The organism is Bradyrhizobium sp. SZCCHNRI3052, assembly GCF_032484895.1.
GTDB lineage: Bacteria > Pseudomonadota > Alphaproteobacteria > Rhizobiales > Xanthobacteraceae > Bradyrhizobium.
Window position 1 is genome coordinate 63,478 of sequence record NZ_JAUETW010000005.1, and the last position, 24,844, is coordinate 88,321.

The window sequence follows — 24,844 nt, forward strand, 5'->3', positions numbered from 1 at the left end:
CCGGGGGAGATGACGGAATGATGACGCGTTTCGCCGCGGTGGCCGCGGTGCTGTTCGCCACGGTCGCAACACCGGTGCTGGCTCAGCGGGCCTATTCGGCCCAGGAGGAGCGCAACAAGGCGATCGTGCTCGACTTCTATGAGCAGGGCCTCAATCGCAAGGATTTCGAGGCGGCGTCGAAATATCTCGGCACCTACATCCAGCACAATCCGAATGCCGAGGACGGCCCGGAGGGATTTCGCAAGTTCATCGAATTTCTGAAGGCCAAATTTCCACAGTCGCACAGCAGGATCACGCAGGTGCATGTCGACGGCGACTTCGTCGTGCTGCGCGTTCACGCCGTCCGCGAGCCCGGCACGCGCGGCAACGCCATCGTCGACATCTTCCGTCTCAAGGACGGCAAGATCGAGGAGCATTGGGATTCGGTTCAGCCCGTTCCCGAGCAGTCGGCCAATCCCAACGGGATGTTCTGAAGAACGCGTCTGAAGCCGTCTCCCGCCGGCGGATCATGGTCCGCGCGCGACAGCGACTTCCCGCCGCACGCCCTCCATCAGCCGCGAGCGGTATTCGCCCGGTGATTCGCCGAACCAGCGATTGGATGCGCGGAAGAAGGTGCTCTGGTCGGCATAGCCGAGCAGATAGCCGATGTCGGTGAGCGTCATGCGGAAATCGGCGAGATGGCGCTGGGCGAGCTCGCGCCTGACATCGTCGACGAGATCGCTGAAGGAGAGGCCTTCGTCCGCCAGCCGGCGCTGGAAGGTTCGGTCGCTCAAGCCCAGCTCGGCTGCGATGGCCGAGCGCAGCGGGCTGCCGTCGGGCAGCAGCCTGACGATCGCGGCGCGGGCGCGATACGCAGTGTCGGCCTTGACCAGACGCTCCAGCGCCTCGTCGGCGATCCGATCGTGGATTGCCGAAAGCTCGGGCGCCGAGGTCGTCAGCTTGCAGGCGAGATCCTGATCCGACACCAGGAAGCCGTTGAATGGCGCGTCGAATTCGAGTGGGGATTGGAACGCCCTGTTGTAGCACGCGATCGATAGCGGCACCGCATGCGAGAAACGCGTGGCGAGCGGCGTCAGCGGACGATCCAGCATCCACCGGCATAGATTGAGCAGATTGACGACGCCGTAGTCATAGCGCTGCCGCGGAATCGGGCATTCACCGCCGAACACGTCGGTCCGCACCCAACGGCCGCCATTGCCCTGCTCGAGCGTGATGGTCACCGCGTCGCTCACCAGGCACATGTAGCGGATCAGTCGCGTCAGCCCGGCGAGGAGCGTGGGGCTCGACATCATGGCATAGCCGGCGACGCCATAGTTGTCAGGTCGCGGCGCATCGAGCTTTGCCAGCCCGATGTCCGGATTGCCCGAACGCTCGGCCGCCAGCACCCACAACCGGCTCAGCGCCTCGGTCGGCCAGCGGCGATCGCAATCGTCGAGATCGTCGATCGACAGGCCTACGTCGGCGAACAGCGCAGCCGCATCCAGACCTTGCTCGTTCAGCGTCGTCGCGACGCCGCGCATCCAGGACGACGATGTGGTTCGAATCTGCTGAGCCATCCCTTGGCCTTCTGGGGCCAGTGCTTTGGCCTCCTCGGGTCATTGTGCAGATGCACATGAGATTGCATAGCACCGGGTATTGGCGATCGCGACACGAAATTCGTTGGTGCGACCGCATGGCTGGCGCGCAGGAGAAAATCATGCCCGTTCTGAAAACCAATGACGGCACAGAGCTTTACTACAAGGATTGGGGCTCCGGCCAGCCGATCGTGTTCAGCCATGGCTGGCCGCTGTCAGCGGATGATTGGGATGCGCAGATGCTGTTTTTCCTCAATCACGGCTTTCGCGTCATCGCCCATGATCGCCGCGGCCATGGTCGTTCGGCCCAGGTCGCCGACGGTCACGACATGGACCACTATGCCGACGATCTCGCGGCCTTGACCGCGCATCTCGATCTCAAGCGCGCGATCCATGTCGGCCATTCCACGGGCGGCGGCGAGGTGGTGCATTACCTCGCGCGCCATGGCGAGAGCCGCGCGGCCAAGGCTGCCATCATCGCCGCGGTGCCGCCGCTGATGCTGCAGACCGCGGCCAATCCGGGCGGGCTGCCGAAGTCGGTGTTCGACGACTTTCAGACCCAGGTCGCCACGCGCCGCGCGGAATTCTATCGCGACGTCGCCGCTGGGCCGTTCTACGGCTACAACAAGCCCGGCGCCAAGCCGTCCGAGGCCGTGATCCAGAACTGGTGGCGGCAGGGCATGATGGGCAGCGCCAAGGCGCACTACGACGGCGTCGTCGCCTTCTCGCAGACCGATTTCACCGAGGATCTCAAGAAGATCACCTTGCCGGTGCTGGTCATGCACAGCGAGGACGACCAGATCGTGCCTTACGCGGATTCCGCGCCGCTGTCGGCCAGGCTGCTGAAGAACGGCGTGCTGAAGACCTACAAGGGCTTTCCGCACGGCATGCCGACCACGGAGGCGGAGACCATCAACGCCGACCTGCTGACCTTCATCAAGGGCTGATCAGAGGAGGCTTGCATGACCTGGGGAATTCCGACGGCCCTGTTTCTTCAGATCCACGTGGTGCTGAGCCTGATCGGAATCGCGACCGGGCTCGTCATGCTCGCCGGCATGCTGGCAGGCCGCCATCTGGCGGCCTGGGCGGCGCTGTTCCTGGTCACGACCTTCCTCACCGGCGTGACCGGCTTTCCGCTGCCGCCGTTCGGTCTCGACCCGCCGCGCATCATCGGCATCATCCTGCTCGCGCTGTTGATTGCGGCCAGCGCCGCACTCTATGCGTTCGCGCTGTCGGGATGGTGGCGACGGGTCTACGTCGTCACCGCGCTGCTCTCGCTCTATCTCAACGTCTTCGTCGCGATCGTGCAGTCGTTCCAGAAGATCGGCGTGCTCAATGTCCTGGCGCCGACGCAGAGCGAGCCGCCGTTCGCCGCAGCTCAGCTCGTCACGCTCGCTCTGTTCATTGCTTTCGGTGTCTTCTCGTGGCGGCGTTTCGCGCCAACCACGCTGGCGCCGCGAGCTTCTCTCACCTGATCGATTCGACCCTTCAAGGAGAACCTCGTGTCCAAGCTCGAAATGCTGACCCCGCAGAACTGCGCCGTGGCGCTGATCGACTATCAGCCCGCGATGTATCAGGGCGTGCAGTCTCATGACCGCCTCGGCGTGTTCAACAACATCCAGATCGTCGCCAAGGCGGCCAAGCTGTTCAAGATTCCGACCGTGCTCACCACGGTCGCCAAGGACTCGTTCTCCGGTCCCTTCATGCCGGAGGTGACCGAGATGTTTCCAGAGCACGACATCGTCGACCGCACGGCGATGAACTCCTGGCTCGATGCCGGCTTCCGCAAGCAGGTCGCTGCCACCGGTCGCAAGAAGTTCATCATCGCGGGACTCTGGACCGAGGCCTGTGTGCTGTTCCCGACGCTCGACATGCTGCGCGAAGGCTATGAGATCTACATCCCGGCCGATGCCTGCGGCGACCTGTCGCTCGAGGCGCACAACAGGGCGATGGACCGCGCGGTGCAGGCCGGCGCGGTGCCGATCACCTCGTGCCAGTTCGCCTTCGAGCTGCAGCAGGACTGGGCGCGTGCCGAGACCTATGACGGCATGATGGAGATCCTGAAGGCGCATTCGCCCTACGGCATCCAGATCCGCTTCTCCAAATGGGCGCTTGGAGAGCACGCCTCGGAGGGCGGGGCCAAGTAGTCCCGGGACGAACGATGAAGATCTATCTGTTTTCGCTCGGGGCAGGGCTGCTGGTCGGCGTGATCTACAGCCTGCTTCAGGTCCGCTCGCCGGCGCCGCCATTGGTGGCGCTGGTCGGCCTGCTCGGCATCCTCGTCGGAGAGCAGGTGATCCCCGTGGGCAAGCAGCTCCTGAACGGGACCACGCTTGCTGCCGCGTGGCAGAAGGCGGCCTGCGCCACGCACATCTTCGGCCTGCTGCCTGGCCACCACGGCCGGGCAGAGACGACCAATTCTACTGTGCAGAATGAGAAGGCCTCATGAGCGATTACCCCGATCTCATCCTCCATCACGGCCTGTTCACGACGCTCGATCGGTCCAATCCCACGGCGAGCGCGGTGGCGATCAAGGACGGCGCCTTCACCGCGGTCGGCCACGAGCAGGACGTGATGAAGCTCGCCGGTCCCCGAACGAAGATCATCGATCTCAAGGGCCGTCGCGTGCTGCCGGGGCTGATCGACAATCACCTGCACATCATCCGCGGCGGGCTCAACTTCAACATGGAGCTGCGCTGGGACGGCGTGCGCTCGCTCGCGGACGCGATGGCGATGCTCAAGGCCCAGGTCGCCATCACACCGCCGCCGCAATGGGTGCGCGTGGTCGGCGGCTTCACCGAGCATCAGTTCACCGAAAAGCGCCTGCCGACGATTGACGAGCTCAACGCCGTCGCGCCCGACACGCCCGTGTTCCTGCTGCATCTGTACGACCGCGCCATCCTGAACGGCGCCGCGCTGCGTGCCGTCGGCTACGACAAGGATACGCCGCAGCCGCCAGGCGGCGAGATCGCGCGTGACGCACAGGGCAATCCGACCGGCCTGCTGCTCGCCCAGCCGAACGCCGCGATCCTCTACGCGACGCTGGCCAAGGGTCCAAAGCTGCCGTTCGACTATCAGCTCAACTCGACGCGGCACTTCATGCGCGAGCTGAACCGGCTCGGCGTCACCGGTGCGATCGATGCCGGCGGCGGCTTCCAGAACTATCCGGACGACTACGCCGTGATCCAGAAGCTGGCCGATGACGGCGAGCTCACGATCCGACTCGCCTACAATCTGTTTACCCAGAAGCCAAAGGGCGAGAGAGACGACTTCCTGCGCTGGACGCAGAGCTCGACCTACAAGCAGGGCAACGACTATTTCCGCCACAACGGCGCCGGCGAGATGCTGGTGTTCTCTGCCGCCGATTTCGAGGATTTTCGCGTACCGCGGCCGGACATGCCGGCCGAGATGGAAGGCGAGCTCGAGGAGGTCGTGCGCATCCTGGTCCAGAACAAGTGGCCGTGGCGGCTGCACGCGACCTATGACGAGACCATCTCGCGCGCGCTCGACGTGTTCGAGAAAGTCAACCAGGATACGCCGCTCGAGGGTCTGCACTGGTTCTTCGACCATGCCGAAACGATCTCGGACCAATCGATCGACCGCATCGCGGCGCTCGGCGGCGGCATCGCCGTGCAGCACCGCATGGCCTATCAGGGCGAGTACTTCGTCGAGCGCTACGGCTTCGGCGCGGCCGAGGCGACGCCGCCGGTGAAGAAGATCCTCGACAAGGGCGTCAAGGTCTCCGCCGGCACCGACGCGACCCGCGTCGCTTCCTATAACCCCTGGGTGTCGCTGTCGTGGCTGGTGACCGGCCGCACCGTCGGTGGCCTGCGGCTGTATCCGCAGCGCAACTGCCTCGATCGCGAGACCGCGCTCAGGATGTGGACCGAGAACGTCACCTGGTTCTCCAACGAAGAAGGCAGGAAGGGCCGCATTGCGGTCGGGCAGTTCGCCGATTTGATCGTGCCGGATCGCGACTTCTTCTCCTGTGCGGAGGCCGAGATCGCCGATATCACCAGCGACCTCACCATGGTGGGTGGCCGCATCGTCTACGCCGCCGCCGCGTTCAAGCCGCTGGACGACGCGGCTCCGCCGCCGGCCATGCCGGAGTGGTCGCCGGTGCGCCGCTTCGGCGGCTACGGCGCCTGGCTGGAGAAGGACGATCACGGCGGCATCCGCGCCCAGGCGATGCAGATGTGCGGCTGCGCCAGCGCATGCGGCGTGCACGGCCATGACCACGCGCGGGCATGGTCCTCCAGCCTGCCGGTCTCCGATCTCAAGAGCTTCTGGGGTGCGCTCGGCTGCGCCTGCTGGGCGGTCTGAGATGGCGGGGATGTCCGACACGCCACGGCCGATCGCCGCGGTGCTCGACTGGCGCTGGCTGTGGCACGCGGCGCGGGTCGCGCTGGTTTCAGCCTATCTGATCGGCGGCATCCAGAAGTTCATGGACTTCCCAAGCGCGATTGCCGAGCAGGCGCATTTCGGCCTGCAGCCAGCGGCGCTGTGGGCGGCGGCCGCGATCGCCGTCGAGCTGATCGGCTCGGTGCTCGTCATCGCGAACCGGTTCGTCTGGCTCGGCGCCGGCGCGCTCGGTGTGCTCACGCTCGTTGCGATGCTCGCCGCCAACGATTTCTGGCACATGTCCGGCCATGACCGGTTCATGGCGCTGAACGCCTTCTTCGAGCATCTCGGCCTGATCGCCGGCCTCGTGCTCGTCTCGATCATCTCCTGGCGCACGCACCGCGCTTGATCCACATCTGCTCATTCGAGGTCGTCATGGTCCGTTCCTGTCATCTGCTCGGCGCCGTCATCGCCACCACGCTGCTCGCCGCGCCCGCTCTCGCCAAGGACGCGGCGCCGCTGATCGGCGTGGGCGCGCAATACGACACCACGCATGTCTATGTCGCGCCGGACGACGTCGAGAAGTTCGCCACCAGCTTCCTCGCCACCTTCGGCGGCCAGAGCACCAAGCAGGTGGTTGCGACGGTGACGCCTGCTCCGAGCAGCACGACCTCGCAGCTGTTGCAGACGCCAGTCGGCACGGTCTCGCTGTTCGGCTTCAAGACCGGAATTCCGTATCCGTTCGGGGCCGAACGCACCGGCTATCTGGTCACCGATCTGGACGCGGCGATCGAGGCGGCCAAGGCCGCCGGCGCCGACGTGCTGGTCGCGCCATTCCCCGATCCGATCGGACGTGATGCCGTGATCCAATGGCCGGGCGGCGTCAACATGCAGCTGTACTGGCACACGACCAAGCCGTCCTATCCGGCGTTCGACACCGTTCCGGACAACCGCGTCTATGTCTCGCCCGATCGCGCCGAGGCCTTCACCCGCGCCTTCCTGCGTTTCTCCAAGGGCAAGGTTGTCTCCGACGATGCCAAGGCGCCCGGCGTCGAGATCGGCCGCCCGAATGATCACTATCGGCGCATCCGCATCGGGTCGGTGTTCGGCCGCATGACCGTGCTCGTCACCGACGGCCATCTGCCGTATCCGTTCGGACGCGAGACGACCGGCTACGAGGTGACTGATCTCAAGGCGACCCTGGACAAGGCAAAAGCAGCGGGCGCCACCGTGCTGGTCGAGCCGTTCAACTCGGACAGGCGCGAGCAGGCGGTGGTGCAGTTTCCCGGCGGCTATGTCGCGGAGATTCATGCGCTGGTAAAGTAGGCGCACTCAACGATGAGGACGCGCGTGCGAATCGGTTGGGCACTGACGGGGACGGCGGCAGCGGTTGTGATGGTCGCTGCGTCATGCGGCGCGGCACTCGCGGAGGACACCGCCACACGTCCCGCCATCCGCACCAACCGCTGGCAGGAGGATTGGTCGGTGCTGGCCGATCCGGCGCTGCGCACAGGGCCGTTCGATCCCATCAAGTACATCCCGCTGCACACCGGCGTGCCGCAGAGCTATGTCTCGTTCGGCATGAACCTGCGCGAGCGGTTCGAGAGCCTGGATGCCGCGAGCTTCGGCATCGGTGGAACGAAACCCGATCAGCATGTCCTGCAACGGCTGCAGATCCATGCGGACGCACATCTCAACGAGAACTGGCAGTTGTTCGTCCAGCTGGAGGACGACCATGCCTTCGGCAAGGCCAAGATCACGTCCGTCGACCAGGACCCGCTCGACCTCCGGCTCGCCTTCCTCGCCTATGTCAATACGACGGACAGCGGCACGTTCAAGGCCCGGGTCGGGCGGCAGGATTTCGACTTCGACCTGCAGCGCTTCGTGTCGTCGCGCGACGGGCCGAACGTGCGCCAGTCTTTCGACGCGCTGTGGGCCGACTGGGAAAGCGGCCCATGGCGCTTCATCGGCTTCGTCAGCCAGCCGGTGCAATATAATCTGGTGCGTCCGTTCGACGACACGTCGAACGGATCGTTCCTGTTCCACACCTTCCGCGTCGAGCGCCAGGTGCTCGGCACCAACGAGTTGTCGTCGTATTATTCCTACTATCAGCGCGACAATGCGCGTTTCCTCGACGCAGCCGGCCTCGAGCAGCGCCACGTGCTGGACATCCGCTTCGCCGGCAAGCTCGCGGGCTTCGACTGGGATCTCGAGGCGATGGGGCAGGCGGGCTCGGTCGGGGCGAAGCAGATCCGCGCCTGGGGCGCCGGCGCCCGCGCCGGCTACACTTTCGCCGACCTCGCCTGGCAGCCGCGCATCGGCCTTCAGCTCGACGGCGCCTCCGGCGACCGCCATCCCGGCGACAACAGGGTCGAGACGTTCAATCCGCTGTTCCCGAACGGCTATTACTTCACGCTGGCCGGCTTCACCGGCTACACCAACCTGATCCATCTCAAGCCGTCGCTGACGGTGAAGCCGACCGCCGCGCTGTCATTCATGGCCGCGATCGGCCTGCAATGGCGCGCGACCGATGCGGACGCGATCTACGTCCAGCCCAATGTCGCGGTCGCCGGCACCGCGGGGCAGGGCAGCTCGTGGTCCGGCGTCTATGCGCAGTTGCGCGCCGACTATCGCTTCAACGCCAACCTCACCGGAGCGTTGGAAGCCGTGCACTATGAGATCGGCGATACGCTGCGCCGCGTCGGCGGCCATGACTCCGACTACATTGGCGTCGAATTGAAATACGCGCTCTGAGCAACGAAAGTAGGACGACATGTCGCAATTCGAGTCCCGCAACGTGGTGCCGCTGCTGCTCAGCGTCAATGCCGGCTATGTCGACACCGCCGGGTTCCTGGCGCTGCAGGGCCTGTTCACGGCGCATGTCACCGGCAACTTCGTGACGTTTGGCGCGGCGCTGGCGCTCGGGACCTCGGGCGCGATAGCCAAGCTGCTGGCGCTGCCGGTGTTCTGCGTGGTCGTGATCGCGACGCGGCTGACCGGGACCTTGCTGTCCCGGCTGTGGTCACGCGCCTTCGAGATCCTGATCGGCGTCAAGCTGGTGCTGCTCGTCCTCGGCGCCGTGCTCGCCATCCATTTCGGCCCGTTCCACAATGGCGACAGCCGCGAGGCGATCATCACCGGCATGGTGCTGGTCGCGGCGATGGCGATCCAGAATGCCGTGCACCGGATCCATCTGCCGAGTTCGCCGCCCTCGACCCTGATGACCGGCACCACGACGCAGGTGATGATCGACCTCGCCGACAGGATCTATGTCGGCGACAAGGGCCAGGCGTCGCCGCCGGCGCGGCTCATGCAGATGGCCATCAACGTGCTCGCCTTTGCGCTCGGCTGCGGCGCCGCCGCGCTGCTGTTCGTGCGGCTGGGCAGCTGGTGCTTCGTCGTGCCGCCGGTCATTGCCGCGCTGGCGCTCGGCGTGCGCCTCGCCGGGCCGGAGCCGGCGCGCTGAGGACGCCGTCAGGCGCCGGTGCCGCGCGCCGGCTGGACGTTCGGCGCCGGCGCCGTCGGCGGCAGCCGCGTGCGCGTGTTGTATTTGCCCGAGTTCATCGAGCCATCGCGATGACGTGAGACTGCAACCGCGGCGGCGGAACGCAGTTGACGTTGCTGACGGCGGACCGCGGTGAAGGCGCAGCGGAACGCGCGCCGGCGGCCTTCAATGACGAAAAGTTTAGCCGTCCGCATCGCGGCTCGCCATTGCGTCCCACCTGCCTCACCTCCAATTCTAGAAACGAAACGGTTCCGTTCTATTCAAGGAGACGTGATGACACGGCAAGCTCTGTCGTCGGCCGAGGTCCCATCGGCGGCCAACGACGATCCGGCGGTCTCGGCCCGCGATCGGGCCGTGCAGCAATGGCGCGGGCGGGCCTCCGGCGAGCCTCGGCAGCAGGTCGAGGCCAAGATGCCGGCGGCGGAGCCCGGCCCGCCGCCGACGGAGCACGGGGAGCGCCAGGAGGGGTCCCGGAGGAGCCTGATCCGGCGGCATCCGCTCGGGGCAGCGCTGGGTCTCGTGCTGCTGCTCGCCGTCGGCGCCGGCGGCTACGTCTACTACGATGCGGCCGGTCACTATGAGACCACCGACGACGCCTTCATCGCGGCCCGCCAGTTCTCCATTGCGCCGAAAGTCTCCGGCTACATCACCGCCGTCCCGGTCACCGACAACCAGCACGTCAAGGCCGGCGACGTGATCGCGCGCATCGACGATCGCGACTACAAGACCGCGCTGGCGCAGGCCGATGCGCAGGTGAAGTCGGCGCAGGCGGCGATCCGCAACATCGATGCGCAGATCGACGTGCAGCAGGCGCAGATCACCGCGGGCCAGGCCCAGGTCGAGCAGGCCCAGGCCGGGCTGACCTTCGCAGAGCAGCAGGCCAAGCGCTATCAGGACCTCGCCCGCACCGGCTCCGGCACGGTGCAGAGCGAGCAGCAATACACATCGCAGCTCCAGCAGCAGAAGGCGGCGCTGACCTCGGCGCAGGCCAACCTCTCGGTCGCGCAACGCCAGTTGGAGTCGCTGAAGGCGCAGCACGAGAGCGCCGACGCCAATCTCGCTCAGGCGCAGGCCCAGCGCGACCAGGCCCAGCTCAATCTGTCGTACACGACCGTGACCGCGGCGCAGTCCGGCCGCATTGTCAATCTCAGCGCCGCCGATGGTCAGTTCGCGGCACAAGGGACGGCGCTTTCGATGTTCGTGCCCGATGACGTCTGGGTGACCGCCAATTTCAAGGAAACCCAGCTCGACGAGATGCGACCCGGCCAGCCCGTGACCCTCGAGATCGATGCCTATCCGGAGCGCGAGATCCGCGGCCATGTCGCGAGCGTGCAGTCCGGCTCGGGCCCGGCATTCTCGCTGCTGCCGCCGCAGAATGCGACCGGCAACTACGTCAAGATCGTGCAGCGCGTGCCGGTCAAGATCGACATGGACGATCCGCCGACGGACGTCGCGCTCGGCCCGGGCATGTCGGTGGTGCCGACCGTTCGCGTCGATCCCAAGCCGTCGCTCTATGAGCGGCTGAAGGCCGTGCTGTGAGAGAGGTCGGCCATGAGTGAGGCTGCTCCTCTCGCCGCGTCGCGATCCGCAGGCAGTCCGTGGATCATCGCGGTGCTGGTGGCGCTCGCGACCTTCATGGAGGTGCTGGACACCACCATCGCCAACGTCGCACTGCCCTATATCGCCGGCGGCATGGGCGTCAGCCAGGACGAATCCTCCTGGGTGGTGACGACCTATCTCGTGTCCAACGCGATCATCCTGACCGCCTCGAGCTATCTCGCCAAGCGCTTCGGCCGCAAGACCTTCTTCCTGCTGTGCCTCGGCCTGTTCACCTTGAGCTCGGTGCTGTGCGGCTTCGCCTGGAATCTGCAGGTGCTGCTGCTGTTCCGGATCATGCAGGGCCTCGGCGGCGGCGGCATGGTGCCGGTGGCGCAATCGATCCTCGCCGACTCCTTCCCGCCGGAAAAGCGCGGCCAGGCGTTCGCGCTGTTCGGCGTCGCCGTCGTGGTCGCGCCCGTCGTCGGTCCGACGCTCGGCGGCTATCTCTCCGACAACGTCTCCTGGCACTGGTGCTTCCTGATCAACGGCCCCGTCGGCGTCGCCGCGATGATCCTGATCGGGCTCATCCTCAAGGAGCCAGAAGAGGTCACGGCCGAGCGGCGCAAGCAGGCGCATGGCTTTGACGTGGTCGGCTTCGTGCTGGTCGCGACATTTCTCGGCGCGCTCGAACTGATGCTGGACCGGGGCCTTGAGGACGACTGGTTCGACTCGCGATTCATCATGGTGACCGCCGCGGTCTGCGTCGCGGCCTTCATCGCCATGATCCCGTGGGAGATGAACCAGAAAAATCCGACGGTCGATGTCCGCATGCTGGCGTCGCGCCAGTTCGGCGCCAGCTTCCTGGTGATGCTGGCGACCGGCGCGATCCTGCTCGGCACCACGCAGATGCTGCCGCAGATGGTGCAGCAGGATTTCGGCTACACCGCGACCTGGGCCGGCCTCGTGCTGTCGCCGGGCGGCCTCGTCACGATGGCGATGATGTTCGTCGTCGGACGCCTCTCGGGCAAGGTGCAGCCGAAATACATGATCATGACGGGCGCGGCCGTCGTGGCGTTCGCGATGTACGACCTCACCCGGGTCTACGCCAATGTGGATTTCTGGTTCTTCGCCGAATCCCGCATGCTGATCGGAATTGGCCTGCCGCTGATCTTCCTGTCGATCACGACCGCGTCCTACAACGGCATTCCGCCTGAGAAGACCGACCAGGCCTCGGCGCTGATCAACGCCGCGCGCAACACCGGCGGCTCGATCGGCGTGTCGCTGGCCGCCAACATCCTGGCGCATCGAGGGCAGTTCCACCAGAGCCGGCTGGTGGAGAATGCGATTCCATCCAATCCGGCCTATCAGGACACGCTGCACCAGGTGACCAATTACTTCACCGCGCATGGCAGCTCGCTGGTCCAGGCGCAGCAGCAGGCGCTCGCCTGGATCGGCCAGACCGTGCAGATGCAGTCGTCGCTGCTCGCTTATGTCGACGTCTACTGGGCGCTGATGCTGATCTCGCTGTCGGCGATTCCGCTGGCGCTGACGCTCCGCAAGGTCAAGCTCGGCGGCGGGCCGGCGATGGCGCATTGAGTAGGCACTGTTGTTCGGCTGTCATTCCGGGGCGATGGCAAGCATCGAACCCGGAATCTCGAGATTCCGGGTTCAGCCCTGACGGGCTGCCCCGGAATGACGGTCAAGAACATCAGGGGCGCTTACACCGCCTCGTCGGCGATGCCGTTCCGCAACAGCCCGATGCGGTCGATCTCGACCTCCACCACGTCGCCCGGCTTCATCCACAGCGGCGGTGTTCGGCGCGACCCCACGCCGCCCGGCGTCCCCGTGGCGATCACGTCGCCCGGCTCGAGCCGGGTGAACGACGAGCAGTATTCGATCTGGCGCGGGATATCGAAGATCATCTGGCTGATCGTGGCGTCCTGCACCACCTCGCCGTTCAGCCGCGTCTGCAGCCGCAGCGGACCGAGATCGTCGATCTCGTCCGGCGTGACCAGCCACGGGCCGAACGCGCCGGTCGCGGGAAAATTCTTCCCCGGCGTGAACTGGTGGGTGTGGCGCTGGAAGTCGCGCACGCTGCCCTCGTTGTAACAGGCATAGCCGGCGATGTGCTGCCAAGCCTCGCTGCGCGGGATGTAGCGGCCGGGCTTGCCGATGACGATGGCGAGTTCGCCCTCGAAATCGAGATCGGTCGAGACGCGCGGGCGGATGATGTCGGTGAGATGCCCGGTCTGGCTGTTGGCGAAGCGGCCGAACACCGTGGGGTTCTCGACCTCGGAGCGGCCGGTCTCCTTGCGGTGCGTCTCGTAGTTCAGGCCGATGCAGAGGATCTTGTCCGGGTTCGGAATCACCGGCACGAAGCTGATGGCCGAGAGCGGATACCGCCTTGCGCCCGAGGCCGCTGCAGCCGCTTCCTTCAGCGCGTCCGCTGCGATCGCCGATTTCAGATCCGGGAAGCGGTCGCGCAGGACAGCACCGAGATCGGCGATGTCAGTGCCCTCGACCAGTCCCCAGGTCGGCGCATTGTCGATGGTGAAGCTTGCAAATCTCATCCGATGTCCTCAGGTCGAAACCGCCGCTACGGCGGAGGGAGAAGCCGGTTCTTGCGCCGATTTCGCGAAGCGCGCGATGGTGCGCTCCGGGAAGATCAGCGCGAAGGCCGAGATGGCGCCAACGATCAGCACGCCGGCGGTGAAGGTCATGGCGTGGGCGTAACCAAGCGGCGCGTTGCCGCCGGCCTCGCCGACGATCCAGCCGGTGAGCGCATTCGACACCAGCGCGGATGCCGCGTTGCCGGAATAGATCACGACGATGAGCCGGCCGCGCTGGATCGCCGGCGCCACGGCGCCGAGCGCGACGGGGCCGAAGATCGTGGTGAGGCTCGGTGCGGCGAAGGCGATCGCGATACAGGCGAGCTGCAGCGGGCCCGAGGTGACGATGCTCAACAGCAGTGCGCAGCCGGCGGCGAGCAGCGCGAGACCGGAGGCGTGGCCGAGGCAGGCACGCAAGCTGAAGCCTTTGCGCTGCAGAACTTGCGTCAGCCAGGAGCCGCCGAGCAGCAGCGGCGACTGGAACAGATAGATCCCTGAGATGATCCAGCCGACATCGACCTGCTTGTAGCCGAGCCCGAGCTGCAGATAGGGCGGCAGCCAGGTCGCGGACATGCCGACGATCCAGTACGACGCGGTCGACATGATGATGACGCCGATCACGGTCGGATCGGCCCACAGCACGCGCGCCGGCAACGCCTTGTCCTTGGCCGCCGCAGCCTCCGGCGCATGGGCGGAGTAGGGTCCTTCGCCGCCGATGAAGAACCAGCCGAGCATCCAGGCCAGCCCGAGCAGGCCGCAGAACAGGAAGCCGGTGCGCCAGCCATAGCTCACGATGACATAGGTCAGGATCGGACCGCCGGCCAAGAGGCCGACGCTGATGCCCTGCAGCACCACGGCGCTCGGCACGCTGCGCCGGTCGGCGGGAAACCAGTTGTAGCAGGCGTGCAGCGCGGTCGGCAGCCCAGGCCCTTCGCCGGCGCCGAGGATGATGCGGCAGATCACCAGCACGGCGATCGAGCCGGAGAAGAAGATCGGGATCTGCGTCGCCGACCAGACGCCGGCCATGATCAGGAGCAGCCATTTCACCGGGAAGCGGCCGACGACGAACATGCCGACCGCCATCCCCGACAGCGAGAACAGCAGGAAGAAGCTGCTGCCGATCAGCCCGAACTCCTTCGGGCTCAAGCCCAGCTCCTTCATCATCGGCACGGCCGAGAGGCCGAATACCAGCTTGTCGAAGAAGTTCAGCGTCTGGAACAGGAACAGCATGATGAGGACGGCGATCGCGCGTCCTCCCATACTGGATCTAGCGGTGTCCGATGATGTCGTCATGGCGTTTCCCCGTTTGATAGTCTCTTGTTATGATGAGTGCAGTCGTTCGTTCAGCTCGCTCAGCAGCGCGGCGAGCCCTGGCGCGTCCGTCGCGACGCCGTAGACATAATGGTCGGGTCGCACCAGCGCGGCGCCGCAGCCGTGGCGTTCGAACCAGCGTGCAACGACGGCGCTCTCCTCGTGCAGGCCGTGACCGCCGATGGCGATCAGACTGATCCCGGCGTCGCGGGTGGCAGCGTCGATCGCGCTCGAGTTCAGCGCACCCCGCCCGTCGAGGACGAGCCGCCATCCGGTGCCGGCCACGGTATCGAGCAGGGCCCGCCCACCGTCGCCGACGATCCAGGGCTGCGGAAACAGCGTGCCGTTGGCCGCATTTGCCTTGGTCGCGAGCAGTCCCTGCGTCAGCGGCGGCACGATCTCCTGCCGGGTGATGGTGCGCGGCGCGCCGCCGCCTTCGGCAAGGATACGCGCGTCGCGCGCCGCTGCGGCCTCCGGATCCTGCTCGCAGATGACGCGGCCGATCGCCTTGATGCGCGTGGTCAGCTCGCGCACATGCGTGCTGCGCTCGATCTCGTAGCTGTTGAGCAGCGCCGCGGTCGATTGGCCGCGCAACACGCGCGCGAGCTTCCAGCACAGATTGGCTGCATCGCGCAGGCCCTGGCACATGCCCTGGCCGATGAAGGGCGGCTGCTGATGCGCGGCGTCGCCGGCGAGCAGGACGCGCCCCTGGCGCCAGCGGCGTGAGACCAGCGCATGGAAGCGATAGCTGGCCGCGCGCCACAGCTCGCCATCGTCCGGAGAGAGCCAGGGCGAGAGCAATTGCCAGACCTGATCCGGCTGCTCCATCGCATGTCGGTCCTCGCCCGGCCGCAGCATGATCTCGAAGCGGCGATGGTTGCCGGGACCAATGATGTAGGTGGTCGGCCGCGCCGGATTGCAGAACTGAGCGGCTGTCTTCGGCAGCTTGCCGACGCCGCTGTCGTTGACGAGGAGGTCGACCACGAGCCACGGCTCGTCGAAATCGAGATCGTCGAAGCTGATGCCGAGCTTCTGGCGCACGCTGCTCGAGGCGCCGTCGCAGGCGATCACGTAGTCGGCGGTGACCTCGCGCGTGGTGCCGTCCTCGCGCTTCAGCACGACCGTCGCCGCAGAACTGTCCTGGCGGATGTCGACCAGCGTCGTGCCGAGCTCGATCGTCACGGATGGGCAGCGGCCGACACGATCGCGCATCACCTGCTCGACCGGCGGCTGGGTGAACACCATGCTCGGCGTGTAGCCGAGGGGATAGGGCGGGCCTACCATGTCGATGCGGCGGATCAACTGCCCTTGGGCGCCGAAATGCTCGGACGCCGGGAACGGCGCGACGTACCGGCTGACTTGTTCGGCGATACCGAGATTGTCGAACAGCCGCATGATCTCGTGATCGAGCGCGATCGCGCGCGGCTTGTCGTAGATCTCGACAGCGCGGTCGATCGCGAGCGTTTTGATGCCCTGCATGCCGAGCAGGCTCGCGGCGATGGCGCCGGTCGGACCGAAGCCGACGATCACGGCCTCGAAATGCTTGTGATCTGACGTGGCGGACATGGATCTGGAAACTCTGGAGTTGGAAAACGAGTCAGGCGGCGTAGCCGACCGCGAGCTGCGCGGACTTGACGTGCTCGGCCTTGGGCGGAGCGATGCCCCATTGATCGGTGCGGCCGGGCGGCCAGACCCAATGCTCCGGCCCGCGCACGACGTAGTCGTCGTCGACCTGCAGCACCTCGGCGGTGTATTCGATCACGGTCCCGACGGGATCGATGAAGTAGGCGAAGACATTGTCGCCGGGGCCGTGGCGTCCGACGCCCCACGCAATCGGATGGCCGGCATCGATCATGCGGCCCGCACCGCGCATCACGCCTTCCCAGGTCGGCATCAGGAAGGCGACATGGTTGAGCCCGTTGACCTTCGCCGCAGCGATCACGACGGCATGGTGGTCCGAATTGCAGCGAACGAAGGCCATCGCCGCGGAGCGGTCGGTCAGGCGGAAGCCGAGCGCCCTCTCGTAGAAGGCCGCCGAACGATCGACATCGGTGCTGTTGAGATTGACGTGGGCGAGCCGCTCCGGGAGCTCGGGCCGCGGCGGCCTGGCGTCGTGCCTGATGTCGCCATGCACGAAGCGCAGCACGCCACCTTCGGGGCCGCGCAGGCTCATGATCACGCCGCCGTCGGGGCCGGGGTTCGGCGCCGGCGCTGCGATCAGCGTCGCGCCTTCATGGATGGCGTTGCGGCTGACGGCATCGAAATCACTGGACTCGGCGAGGCGGAAAGTCACCGCCTGCAGCTCGGTGCGCTCGCTCTGGTGCAGCGCCACGACATGATGGTCGCTGCCGGTCGCACGGAGGTAGACGATGCCGTGGGCCTCCGCGACGCGCTCCAGCCCCCAGGTCTGTCGATAGAACGCTTCCGAACGCGCGAGATCTGGCGTGCCCAGATCGACGCTGCGCAGAGCCGTGACCGGAAACCGGGTCATGAGCGTGTCCTCCTGCGCGATGCCCGGATGAGGACGCGCGACGTTTCTGTCCCTGGCCGGCGAAACCGGCTCGTCCCTTTTATTACATAAAAAATCGAAATCAATCAGAATTTATAAATTTTATGTTCTGCAGCCTCGCTCTATACATGTCGTCTGATTCAGAGGAGATCGGGCGTGGATGCGGTTTTGGAGGCCGAGGGGCAGGGCCCGTCGACGCAGGCGAGTCATGTGTATGACCGGCTGCGCGAGGACCTGCTGTCCGGCCGGCTGGCGCCGTCGCGCAAGCTGCAGATGCGGTTTTTGACCGAGACCTATCAGACCGGGCAGACACCGCTGCGCGAGGCGCTCAACCGCCTGACTGCCGACGGACTGGTCGAGGTGCGCGAGCAGCGCGGCTTCTACGTCAAGGACATCAGCCGCGCCGAGCTCGCCGAGCTGACCAAGACGCGCTGCTGGGTCGAGGCGCTGGCGCTGCGCGAGTCGATGGCGGCGGCGACGCCCGATTGGGAAGAGCAACTGGTGCTGGCGCAGCATCGGCTCAGCCGCGCGCCGCGCTCGCTCAGCGCGACAACGTTCGAGGACAATCCGGAGTGGGAGAGGCTGCACCGGATCTATCATCGGGTCCTGATCTCGAACTGCGGCTCGCAGTCGCTGATCGCGTTCTGCGGCCAGCTTGCCGACCAGCTCTATCGCTACCGCCGGCTGTCGATCCGCAAGGCGTTTCCGTCACGCCCCGTCGGCGACGAGCACGCCGACATCGTGAACGCCGTGCTCGACGCCGACACCGAACGCGCGGTTGCGCTGCTCACGGCGCACTATCAGCGCACCGCGGACGTGATCCTGCAGGACGAGACGATCTTTCCGGAGCTGCGCAAGGACAGAAAGATTTAGGATCACGTCGTCGCGGCGAGGAAGAAGTCGACGCGCTTCTCGACATGCGCCTGGGCTTCCTTCTTCAGGGCGCGCATGTCCTCGCCGAGCAGGCTGCGGATCAGCACGGCGAACACGACGAGATCGAGGAAGATCCGTGCGCTGTCCTCGATGCGGTCGGCCGAGAACGCGCCCTTGCCGGCGAGACCTTCGGCGCGCGCGAGCTCGCCGATCGCGTGGCTCACATTGCAGGTGGCGCGCTTGCGCGCCGTGTCCTGGATCTCGAGCGTCAGCTCGGGAAAGCGCGGACTTTCCGCAATCGCGGTGCGCATCAGGCCGATCGTGTCCTCGACGAAGGCGCGCTCGATCAAGGTGAGCCCGAGGCTGATCAGCCGGGCGCGGAAGGTGCGGCCCTGCGGCACCAGGTTCTCATACTGCGTGTTGCGCGCGGCCTGGCGGCCGATGACGGCCGCGAACAGCGCGGCCTTGCTGGGAAATCGCGCGTAGATGGTCGGCTTGCCGGCGCGCGCGGTCTGCGCGATTTCGTCGACGCTCGCGCCTTCGAAGCCGTTTGCGAGGAACACCGTCTTTGCCGCGTCGAGAATGCGCTCCTCGACCTCGCCGGCACGTTCGAGCGGAGGCCGCCCCACCTTGCCGCGCGCCGTCCTGGAAGCAACCATTCGATCCGCCATGGCTTTCTTTCGAGGCCTTTGTGTTCCCGTCCTGTTTGGCACAGGGGTCGGGATTGTTCAATCAACGCGGCCGGGGCCGCTGCTCATGCCTGGGGTGTTAATGCGTTCCACGGAATATCAGCTTGCCCGTGGGGTCTCGAACACTGAAACTGCACATAACGAATTAGGAGGAAAATCATGGGACGGACATTCGTTCATTTGGCGTTGCTCGCCGTCGTCTGCGTCGCGGCCGCGCCGATGGCTCGCGCCGAAACCGTCGTCTTGAAGTCCGAGCTCAAGGCCGCCAACGAGGTGCCGCCGAACGCGTCCGCCGCGTCGGGCGCGGCCGAAGCGAGCTTCGACACCGCAACCAAGACGCTGAGCTGGAAGGTCACCTTCTCCGGCCTCAGCGGGCCGCCGATCGGCGCGCATTTCCACGGTCCCAGCGAGCCCGGCAAGAATGCCGGCATCGTGCTGCCGTTCAAGAGCCCGGAGCCGCCGATCACGGGCTCCGCCGTGATCACCGATGCGCAGGCGGCCGATCTGCTGGCCGGCAAATGGTACGCCAACGTCCACACCCAGGCGAATCCGGGCGGCGAGATCCGCGGACAGATGACCCGGCAGTGAGGCGCGTGCCCGACGCGCGCGGGCTCGCCGTCACGCGGCCAGTTCCGGCTCGCCGGCCTGGCCGGGAACGGCCGAGGCCCGGCGCACGTCGAGGAACTGCTTGAAGCGGCCGAGCGACAGCGGCGGCGCGACCAGGTAGCCCTGGCCTTCCTCGACGCCGCAGGCGATCAGCGCATCGACCTGCTCCTGATGCTCGATGCCCTCGGCGACCACGGACATGTCGAGCTCGCGCGCCAGCGCCACCAGCATCTGCACCACCACGATGGCGGACTGGTCGCGGGTGATCGCGTCAACGAAGAACTTGTCGATCTTCAGGATGCGCGCGCCGAGCCGCTGGATATAGGACAGGCCACTATGGCCGATGCCGACGTCGTCGAGCGCGACGCGGAAGCCGAGTTCGCTGAGCTCCCTTACGACATCAGTCGCCTTGGCGAGATCGGCGAGCTCCTCGCGCTCGGTGACCTCGAGCACGACCTGGCGGGTAGAGACCGACGACGACGCGACCGTCTTGCGCAGATCGTCGATGAAGCGGTCGCCGAGCAGATGGCGCGGGGTGATGTTGACGGACAGCTTGAACAGCTTGTCCTGCTTCATCTCCGGCTGCAGTTCGCGCAAGGCGGTCTTGAGAAGCTGCCAGGTCAGCTTCTCGATGCGGCCGGTGGTCTCGGCGAGCGGGATGAAGCTCATCGGCGGGATCAGCCGGCCGTCCGGCTTCTCCCAGCGTGCCAGGATCTCGCAGCCGACGATGTCGCCGGTCTTCAGTCGGAAGGTCGGCTGTACGTAGGGCTTGAACTCGTTGGCCGCGAGCGCGCGGTCGAGCTCGGCGACCGGGTCCACCGGCCGGCTGAGATAGCTCGCCAGCAGCAGGCCGAACATGCCGCCCAGCGTGCCGGCGGCGAGCATGGTCAGGAGATAAGCGAGGTCGCCGCGGGTGCTCAGGCTCTGCGGCCGCACATGGATCGTGGCCTGCAGCGGATAGCGGTCGGACACGGTGGTGAACGCGACGGTCTGCGCCGGAGACTTGGCGGATGCATCGGGATGATAGCCGGCCACCTGCTCGCCATCGGGCAGGGTCAGGGTGACGTTGCTCTCGGCGCGCAGGCCGACCGGCATCACGTCCAGCAGGTTGCCATCGATGCGCAGGATCGCAGCCAGAGACCGTTGCGCGTCGATGTCGCGCATCACGCCGAACGCGGCGCCGGTGAACTGCTCGACGCGGAACAGCCGCAGCTCGCCGTCGGCGGACTTGAACATCTCGTCGCGCCGCGCCCAGCCATTGTCGAATTCGAGCGTTTCGGAATAGGCCGCACACTCGACCGCGCCGTCGCGGTCGACGGTGCGGATGTCCTTGATGATGGTGCCTTGATAGACGTGAAGGCGCAGCGCCTGCAGCGCGACGGCGCTGCAGTCCATCGGACCTTTCGCGATCAGGCGGTTCAGGATCGATCCGGCCGAGTCGATGGCCGCCTCGGAGCGGCGCAGCGCCACCTTGCTGAGCTCGCTGAGCTGCCGCGCGGTCTGGTTGCCGATCAGCGCGGTCACGGCGAAATCGGCGCCGGCCAGGAAGATCCCGACGCAGGCGGCCACCGCCCCGACGCGAAGCATGTGTTTGCGCTGCAATGCCATCGTGTCGTGAATGACCCCCGTATGACCACGGGTATCCTTCAATCCAACCTTCAACTTTCCGTATATGCGCTCATGGATGCCCGTCCGCAGCGGCACGGTGAGCGGTGGGCGCAGAAAGCTGGTTAAGAAAGGGCTACCGGCTCAAGCCGCCTTGTCGGTGGTGTCGAGCGGCACCGCCGTCTCGGCGCGCTCGGCCGGCAGCAGCATCAGGGCGGCGAGCGCCGACAGGCTGAGGCTCGCCGACACGATCAGTACGCCGCGGCCGAGCCCATCGATCAGCAGGCCGAACAGCAGCGGCGCGAAGGCCTGGCAGATCCGCGACGGGGCCCCGATCAGGCCGAGCCGGTAGGCGTAGTTGACGGGGCCGAAGATGGCGAGCGGCAGGGTGCCGCGAGCGATCGTCAGGATGCCGTTGCCGGAGCCGTGCAGCAGCGCGAACGCCGCCGCGGCGCCCCCGCCGAACAGCCCGATCGTCACGGCGCCGATCGGATGGGTGATGCAGGCGAGCCGCGCCGAGGCGAGCGGATGGAAGCGGCTGAGGAAGCCGGCCTCGAACACGCGCGCCGCGACCTGCGCCGGCCCGATCATCATGCCGGCGAACAAGGCTTGCGCGGGCGTCGCGCCGAACGCCTGCATCAGCCGCGGCAGATGCACCGCCATCGCCGCGGTCACGGTCCAGGCCGCCGCCATCGCGAACGCGATCAGCACCATCGGGCGGTCGAGCGGGATGTTGGGCTTGCCCGTCGGGATATCGCCGGGCGCCATCACGGTCGCCCGCGGCAGCGACAAATTGAGCGGCAGGCCGATGACGAGATGCGCGATCGCCCAGGCGAAGCAGGTCTCGCGCCAGCCGATCGTCGCGAGCCCCCATGTGCTCAGCGGCCAGCCGACGGTGGAGGCGAAGCCCGCGATCAGGGTGATGCCGGTGATCGCGCCGCGCGCGTCCTTGCCGTAGATGCGCCCGAGCGCGCCGAACGCGGCGTCATAGAGGCCGAGCCCCATGCCGACGCCGAGCCACAGCCACGCCAGCGCCATCACCCACAGCGAATGCGACAGGCCGAGCAGTGCGAGCCCGATCGCCAGCACGATGTTGGAGGCGCACAGCACCTGGCGGCCGCCGACGCGGTCGATCTGGCGGCCGATGCGCGGACCCAACAGGCCGGAGATGATCAGCGAGGCGGAAAAGGCGGCGAAGAACCAGTTGTTGGACAGGCCGAGATCCCTGGCGATCGGGTCGGCGAGGATGGCGGGAAGATAGTAGCTCGATCCCCAGGCCAGCGTCTGGGCGGTGCCGAGAGCGATGACCACGCCCAGCCGTCTTGCCTGCATTCCCGTCGACCTCTCCTTGGCTCGGCGTCATGAGCAGCCGCAGCCGCTGCGGCCAGCCAGCTTGGCTTTGGCGTCATCGGCACAGCAACTGTCTACGCCCGATGGCGCCGGTCCGCCACAGCAGCCGGGCAGGGCTGCAATGCTCTCCACTCCGCCGCGGGTGCAGACGCCGGTCTCCGGCAGTTTCAACTCGACACGATGCGCGGCGGCCTTGTCCCCGGCGATGTCGGCGGTGATCGAACGGACCTGCTCATAGCCCGTCATCATCAGGAAGTTCGGCGCGCGGCCATAGCTCTTCATGCCGGCGAGATAGAACCCGGGCTCGTCGGCCTGCGCCAGCTCGCGCGCGCCATGCGGCCGCACCGTGCCGCAGGAATGCTCGTTCGGATCGATCAATGGCGCGAGCGCAACAGGAGCCTCGATCGCGGGATCGAGCCGCAGGCGCAGCTCCGCGAGCAGCGACAGATCGGGGCGGAAGCCGGTGGCGACGATAAGCTCGTCGGCGGTGATGCGGCGGTCGCCGTCCGCGGCGATCCGCAACCGGCCGTCCTCATCGGTGATCCCCGTGACGCCGAAGCCGGGCTCGAGCCGGATGCGGCCCGAACGTACCAGCGCGGCGAAGGCCAGGCCGAGTTCGCCGCGCGCGGCGAGCTGGTCGGCGCTGCCGCCGCCGAACGCCTTCGCGGGATCGTCGCCGCGCAACAGCCAGATCGCCTGCGTGCCCGGCGCGACCTCGGCCAATGCGGCCAGGTCGATCAGGGTGCCGATCGCCGAGTGGCCGGCGCCGAGCACCGCGACCGTCCTGCCAGCATAACGGCTGCGCTGCGCGCCTCGGACGTCCGGCATCGCGTAGGCGATGCGCGCCGCATGCGCGGCTTCGCCGAGCGCGGGCAGTCCGCTATGGCCGGCAGGGTTGGGCGAGAACCAGGCACCGGAGACATCGATAACGGCGTCGGCCTGCAGCGCCGCCTCGCCCTTGCCGTTGTGGATGCGGATCTCGAACGGCGCATCGGCGCGTCCCTTCGACGTGGCCTTGTCGAAGCCGGCCCGGCTGATCGCGGTGACGCGATGCGAGGTCCTGACGACGTCGCGCAGCGCAGTGCGCGTCGCCAGCGGCGCGAGATAGGATTCGATCAGCTCGCGCCCGGTCGGATAGACCTCGGGCTCGGGCGAATTCCACCCCGTCGCAGCGAGCAGCCGCGCCGCCGCGCTATCGATGTTGTACTTCCACGGCGAGAACAACTGGACGTGCTGCCATTGCCGCACCGCGTGCGCGGCTTCCGGACCCGCTTCCAGCACGACCGGGGTCAGGCCGCGCGCCAGCGCATGGGCCGCTGCCGCCAGCCCGACCGGGCCGGCGCCGATGATAGCGACAGTCTTGGCGTCCGTCATGTACGTCCTCCTATACTTCTAGAATAATCGAATTAAAGGGCGAAATCATCAGGCCGCCGGCCTCGCGGTGCCGCAGTCGCGCTCCTCGACGCAGCATTCTGAGACGAGAAAGCCGAGCAGGGAGCGCATCACGTCGTATTCGGCATGGCAGACCAGCGTCGTGCCCTCGCGCATTTGCGAGATCAGCCCGACCGCGACCAGCGTCTTGACGTGGTGCGACAGCGTGGAGGCCGGGACCTTCAGCCGCTCCTGCAGCCGGCCGACCGGCATCCCGGCATGCCCGGCGCGCACCAGCGCGCGGTAGATCTTCAGGCGCGTGGTGTTGCCGAGGGCTTCCAGGCGGGCAGCGGCGTCATCGAGCTTCATGGTGAGGAGGATGCGGCATGCGGCCCGCCGGAGTCAAACGATATTTCTAGAATATTGGAAATATCCATGAGTGCGCGCCGCGCGCGGTCGGTTGTCCGGCGCGCTATCGCAGCCGGTAGCCGGCATGGCAGCCGACGCAGGCCGCCATCGTCTGGCCGAGCGCCTTCAGCGCCGGCTTGAGGTCGCCGGTCACACCCGCATTCTGCGCTTCGATGGCGAAGCGGCTCGCCGCTTTGTGCATGGCGGTGCCGGCCTCCTGCATGCCCTGGGGCATGAACCCGGCGACCTCGGCGGCGCCGTGCAGCCGCAGCGAGCTCATGCCCAGGCGTTGCTCGGCGATCTGGCCGGCCTTGTCCGGCTCGCCCGCCGCAAGCGCGTCGTTGATCTGCTGCAGCGCCAGCAGATGGTCGCGCATGTTGGCGAGGGTGTGCTCGGCGAGATCGGGCGGAAACGCCACCCGCTCGCGCTGGTCTGGCGGAAGCGCCCCATGGCTGCCGTGGTCGTGATGGCCGTGGTGCTGCGCCGTGGCGATGCCGGCGGACGCAACAAGGGCCAGCGTGATGGCGGCGAGACGCAGGCGCATGAGGACCTCC

Annotated in this window: 25 protein-coding genes; 14 read left to right on the forward strand and 11 right to left on the reverse strand. The window is 66.8% G+C overall.

Annotated features, from left to right (window positions below):
* The first annotated feature begins 17 nt into the window (after window positions 1–17).
* On the forward strand, window positions 18–473 hold the full coding sequence (locus tag QW887_RS16080) for an ester cyclase (protein WP_409977945.1): 456 nt from the start codon (window positions 18–20) through the stop codon (window positions 471–473).
* 33 nt (window positions 474–506) lie between these two features.
* Here the strand turns inward: QW887_RS16080 and QW887_RS16085 are convergent, their stop codons facing one another.
* Window positions 507–1,556, reverse strand: coding sequence for an AraC family transcriptional regulator (locus QW887_RS16085; protein WP_315712759.1), 1,050 nt, complete (start codon window positions 1,554–1,556; stop codon window positions 507–509).
* 140 nt (window positions 1,557–1,696) lie between these two features.
* Between QW887_RS16085 and QW887_RS16090 the strand changes: the two genes are divergently transcribed.
* The 11 genes from QW887_RS16090 to QW887_RS16140 all read left to right on the forward strand — a co-directional run bounded on the left by QW887_RS16090 (window position 1,697) and on the right by QW887_RS16140 (window position 12,555).
* Window positions 1,697–2,521, forward strand: a complete 825-nt coding sequence (locus QW887_RS16090) for an alpha/beta hydrolase (protein ID WP_316169679.1) — start codon at window positions 1,697–1,699, stop codon at window positions 2,519–2,521.
* 15 nt (window positions 2,522–2,536) lie between these two features.
* Window positions 2,537–3,049 carry a hypothetical protein gene (locus tag QW887_RS16095; RefSeq protein WP_315753202.1) on the forward strand — a complete coding sequence of 171 codons (513 nt, stop codon included), beginning with the start codon at window positions 2,537–2,539 and terminating at the stop codon, window positions 3,047–3,049.
* A gap of 27 nt (window positions 3,050–3,076) precedes the next feature.
* Window positions 3,077–3,721: a hydrolase gene (locus tag QW887_RS16100; protein WP_315828191.1), complete on the forward strand. Its 645-nt coding sequence runs from the start codon at window positions 3,077–3,079 to the stop codon at window positions 3,719–3,721.
* A gap of 14 nt (window positions 3,722–3,735) precedes the next feature.
* A complete protein-coding gene (locus tag QW887_RS16105) occupies window positions 3,736–4,023 on the forward strand; it encodes a XapX domain-containing protein (protein WP_315712754.1) in 288 nt (95 codons plus the stop codon).
* The gene (locus QW887_RS16110; RefSeq protein ID WP_316169678.1) at window positions 4,020–5,897 is read left to right on the forward strand and encodes an amidohydrolase; all 1,878 of its coding nucleotides are present in this window, start codon (window positions 4,020–4,022) and stop codon (window positions 5,895–5,897) included. The genes QW887_RS16105 and QW887_RS16110 overlap by 4 nt, the downstream gene beginning before the upstream one ends.
* Before the next feature lies 1 nt (window position 5,898).
* Window positions 5,899–6,324, forward strand: a complete 426-nt coding sequence (locus tag QW887_RS16115; protein WP_316169677.1) for a DoxX family protein — start codon at window positions 5,899–5,901, stop codon at window positions 6,322–6,324.
* Window positions 6,325–6,350: 26 nt separating this feature from the next.
* On the forward strand, window positions 6,351–7,241 hold the full coding sequence (locus QW887_RS16120; RefSeq protein WP_316175798.1) for a glyoxalase: 891 nt from the start codon (window positions 6,351–6,353) through the stop codon (window positions 7,239–7,241).
* Between the two features lie 12 nt (window positions 7,242–7,253).
* Window positions 7,254–8,669, forward strand: a complete 1,416-nt coding sequence (locus tag QW887_RS16125) for an alginate export family protein (RefSeq protein ID WP_316175797.1) — start codon at window positions 7,254–7,256, stop codon at window positions 8,667–8,669.
* Window positions 8,670–8,688: 19 nt separating this feature from the next.
* A complete protein-coding gene (locus tag QW887_RS16130) occupies window positions 8,689–9,381 on the forward strand; it encodes a YoaK family protein (protein ID WP_315828186.1) in 693 nt (230 codons plus the stop codon).
* A gap of 312 nt (window positions 9,382–9,693) precedes the next feature.
* A complete protein-coding gene (locus QW887_RS16135; protein WP_315753196.1) occupies window positions 9,694–10,959 on the forward strand; it encodes an HlyD family secretion protein in 1,266 nt (421 codons plus the stop codon).
* A gap of 12 nt (window positions 10,960–10,971) precedes the next feature.
* Entirely contained in the window at window positions 10,972–12,555 is a 1,584-nt protein-coding gene (locus tag QW887_RS16140) for a DHA2 family efflux MFS transporter permease subunit (RefSeq protein WP_315753195.1), read from the forward strand.
* A gap of 122 nt (window positions 12,556–12,677) precedes the next feature.
* On the opposite strand, the gene QW887_RS16145 is transcribed toward QW887_RS16140, so the two are convergent.
* The 4 genes from QW887_RS16145 to QW887_RS16160 are packed head-to-tail and all read right to left on the reverse strand — an operon-like array spanning window position 12,678 to window position 17,370.
* Window positions 12,678–13,529, reverse strand: coding sequence for a fumarylacetoacetate hydrolase family protein (locus QW887_RS16145; RefSeq protein WP_316175796.1), 852 nt, complete (start codon window positions 13,527–13,529; stop codon window positions 12,678–12,680).
* A 9-nt stretch (window positions 13,530–13,538) separates the two neighbouring features.
* Window positions 13,539–14,861 (reverse strand): MFS transporter, encoded by a 1,323-nt coding sequence (locus tag QW887_RS16150; RefSeq protein WP_315753193.1) that lies wholly within the window; start codon window positions 14,859–14,861, stop codon window positions 13,539–13,541.
* 27 nt (window positions 14,862–14,888) lie between these two features.
* Entirely contained in the window at window positions 14,889–16,445 is a 1,557-nt protein-coding gene (locus QW887_RS16155; protein ID WP_315753192.1) for a bifunctional 3-(3-hydroxy-phenyl)propionate/3-hydroxycinnamic acid hydroxylase, read from the reverse strand.
* Between the two features lie 31 nt (window positions 16,446–16,476).
* Window positions 16,477–17,370 carry a VOC family protein gene (locus QW887_RS16160; protein WP_315753191.1) on the reverse strand — a complete coding sequence of 298 codons (894 nt, stop codon included), beginning with the start codon at window positions 17,368–17,370 and terminating at the stop codon, window positions 16,477–16,479.
* A 174-nt stretch (window positions 17,371–17,544) separates the two neighbouring features.
* Between QW887_RS16160 and QW887_RS16165 the strand changes: the two genes are divergently transcribed.
* Window positions 17,545–18,261, forward strand: coding sequence for a GntR family transcriptional regulator (locus tag QW887_RS16165; RefSeq protein WP_315828184.1), 717 nt, complete (start codon window positions 17,545–17,547; stop codon window positions 18,259–18,261).
* Window positions 18,262–18,263: 2 nt separating this feature from the next.
* Here QW887_RS16165 and QW887_RS16170 read toward each other — a convergent pair whose 3' ends face one another.
* Window positions 18,264–18,920: a TetR/AcrR family transcriptional regulator gene (locus QW887_RS16170; protein ID WP_315753189.1), complete on the reverse strand. Its 657-nt coding sequence runs from the start codon at window positions 18,918–18,920 to the stop codon at window positions 18,264–18,266.
* A gap of 189 nt (window positions 18,921–19,109) precedes the next feature.
* On the opposite strand from QW887_RS16170, the gene QW887_RS16175 reads away from it, so the two are divergent.
* The gene (locus QW887_RS16175; protein WP_315828183.1) at window positions 19,110–19,538 is read left to right on the forward strand and encodes a CHRD domain-containing protein; all 429 of its coding nucleotides are present in this window, start codon (window positions 19,110–19,112) and stop codon (window positions 19,536–19,538) included.
* Between the two features lie 30 nt (window positions 19,539–19,568).
* Here the strand turns inward: QW887_RS16175 and QW887_RS16180 are convergent, their stop codons facing one another.
* The 5 genes from QW887_RS16180 to QW887_RS16200 form a co-directional block, all read right to left on the reverse strand.
* A complete protein-coding gene (locus tag QW887_RS16180) occupies window positions 19,569–21,143 on the reverse strand; it encodes an EAL domain-containing protein (protein ID WP_315828182.1) in 1,575 nt (524 codons plus the stop codon).
* 162 nt (window positions 21,144–21,305) lie between these two features.
* A complete protein-coding gene (locus tag QW887_RS16185) occupies window positions 21,306–22,493 on the reverse strand; it encodes an MFS transporter (protein ID WP_316167148.1) in 1,188 nt (395 codons plus the stop codon).
* 27 nt (window positions 22,494–22,520) lie between these two features.
* Window positions 22,521–23,885 (reverse strand): NAD(P)-binding domain-containing protein, encoded by a 1,365-nt coding sequence (locus QW887_RS16190; RefSeq protein ID WP_315753187.1) that lies wholly within the window; start codon window positions 23,883–23,885, stop codon window positions 22,521–22,523.
* Between the two features lie 48 nt (window positions 23,886–23,933).
* Window positions 23,934–24,251, reverse strand: a complete 318-nt coding sequence (locus tag QW887_RS16195; RefSeq protein WP_315712726.1) for a metalloregulator ArsR/SmtB family transcription factor — start codon at window positions 24,249–24,251, stop codon at window positions 23,934–23,936.
* Window positions 24,252–24,354: 103 nt separating this feature from the next.
* Entirely contained in the window at window positions 24,355–24,834 is a 480-nt protein-coding gene (locus QW887_RS16200) for a hypothetical protein (RefSeq protein WP_316167147.1), read from the reverse strand.
* Window positions 24,835–24,844: the final 10 nt, after the last annotated feature.

Excerpts from the sequence above, each read along its gene's own strand:
- QW887_RS16085 (WP_315712759.1), bottom strand. The coding sequence starts at position 1,556 with ATGGCTCAGCAGATTCGAACCACATCGTCGTCCTGGATGCGCGGCGTC.
- QW887_RS16135 (WP_315753196.1), top strand. The coding sequence starts at position 9,694 with ATGACACGGCAAGCTCTGTCGTCGGCCGAGGTCCCATCGGCGGCCAAC.
- QW887_RS16195 (WP_315712726.1), bottom strand. The coding sequence starts at position 24,251 with ATGAAGCTCGATGACGCCGCTGCCCGCCTGGAAGCCCTCGGCAACACC.
- QW887_RS16130 (WP_315828186.1), top strand. The coding sequence starts at position 8,689 with ATGTCGCAATTCGAGTCCCGCAACGTGGTGCCGCTGCTGCTCAGCGTC.
- QW887_RS16160 (WP_315753191.1), bottom strand. The coding sequence starts at position 17,370 with ATGACCCGGTTTCCGGTCACGGCTCTGCGCAGCGTCGATCTGGGCACG.
- QW887_RS16120 (WP_316175798.1), top strand. The coding sequence starts at position 6,351 with ATGGTCCGTTCCTGTCATCTGCTCGGCGCCGTCATCGCCACCACGCTG.
- QW887_RS16200 (WP_316167147.1), bottom strand. The coding sequence starts at position 24,834 with ATGCGCCTGCGTCTCGCCGCCATCACGCTGGCCCTTGTTGCGTCCGCC.
- QW887_RS16080 (WP_409977945.1), top strand. The coding sequence starts at position 18 with ATGATGACGCGTTTCGCCGCGGTGGCCGCGGTGCTGTTCGCCACGGTC.
- QW887_RS16125 (WP_316175797.1), top strand. The coding sequence starts at position 7,254 with ATGAGGACGCGCGTGCGAATCGGTTGGGCACTGACGGGGACGGCGGCA.
- QW887_RS16190 (WP_315753187.1), bottom strand. The coding sequence starts at position 23,885 with ATGACGGACGCCAAGACTGTCGCTATCATCGGCGCCGGCCCGGTCGGG.
- QW887_RS16180 (WP_315828182.1), bottom strand. The coding sequence starts at position 21,143 with ATGCTTCGCGTCGGGGCGGTGGCCGCCTGCGTCGGGATCTTCCTGGCC.
- QW887_RS16150 (WP_315753193.1), bottom strand. The coding sequence starts at position 14,861 with ATGACGACATCATCGGACACCGCTAGATCCAGTATGGGAGGACGCGCG.
- QW887_RS16175 (WP_315828183.1), top strand. The coding sequence starts at position 19,110 with ATGGGACGGACATTCGTTCATTTGGCGTTGCTCGCCGTCGTCTGCGTC.
- QW887_RS16155 (WP_315753192.1), bottom strand. The coding sequence starts at position 16,445 with ATGTCCGCCACGTCAGATCACAAGCATTTCGAGGCCGTGATCGTCGGC.
- QW887_RS16110 (WP_316169678.1), top strand. The coding sequence starts at position 4,020 with ATGAGCGATTACCCCGATCTCATCCTCCATCACGGCCTGTTCACGACG.
- QW887_RS16185 (WP_316167148.1), bottom strand. The coding sequence starts at position 22,493 with ATGCAGGCAAGACGGCTGGGCGTGGTCATCGCTCTCGGCACCGCCCAG.
- QW887_RS16095 (WP_315753202.1), top strand. The coding sequence starts at position 2,537 with ATGACCTGGGGAATTCCGACGGCCCTGTTTCTTCAGATCCACGTGGTG.
- QW887_RS16090 (WP_316169679.1), top strand. The coding sequence starts at position 1,697 with ATGCCCGTTCTGAAAACCAATGACGGCACAGAGCTTTACTACAAGGAT.
- QW887_RS16145 (WP_316175796.1), bottom strand. The coding sequence starts at position 13,529 with ATGAGATTTGCAAGCTTCACCATCGACAATGCGCCGACCTGGGGACTG.
- QW887_RS16170 (WP_315753189.1), bottom strand. The coding sequence starts at position 18,920 with ATGGTTGCTTCCAGGACGGCGCGCGGCAAGGTGGGGCGGCCTCCGCTC.
- QW887_RS16105 (WP_315712754.1), top strand. The coding sequence starts at position 3,736 with ATGAAGATCTATCTGTTTTCGCTCGGGGCAGGGCTGCTGGTCGGCGTG.
- QW887_RS16115 (WP_316169677.1), top strand. The coding sequence starts at position 5,899 with ATGGCGGGGATGTCCGACACGCCACGGCCGATCGCCGCGGTGCTCGAC.
- QW887_RS16140 (WP_315753195.1), top strand. The coding sequence starts at position 10,972 with ATGAGTGAGGCTGCTCCTCTCGCCGCGTCGCGATCCGCAGGCAGTCCG.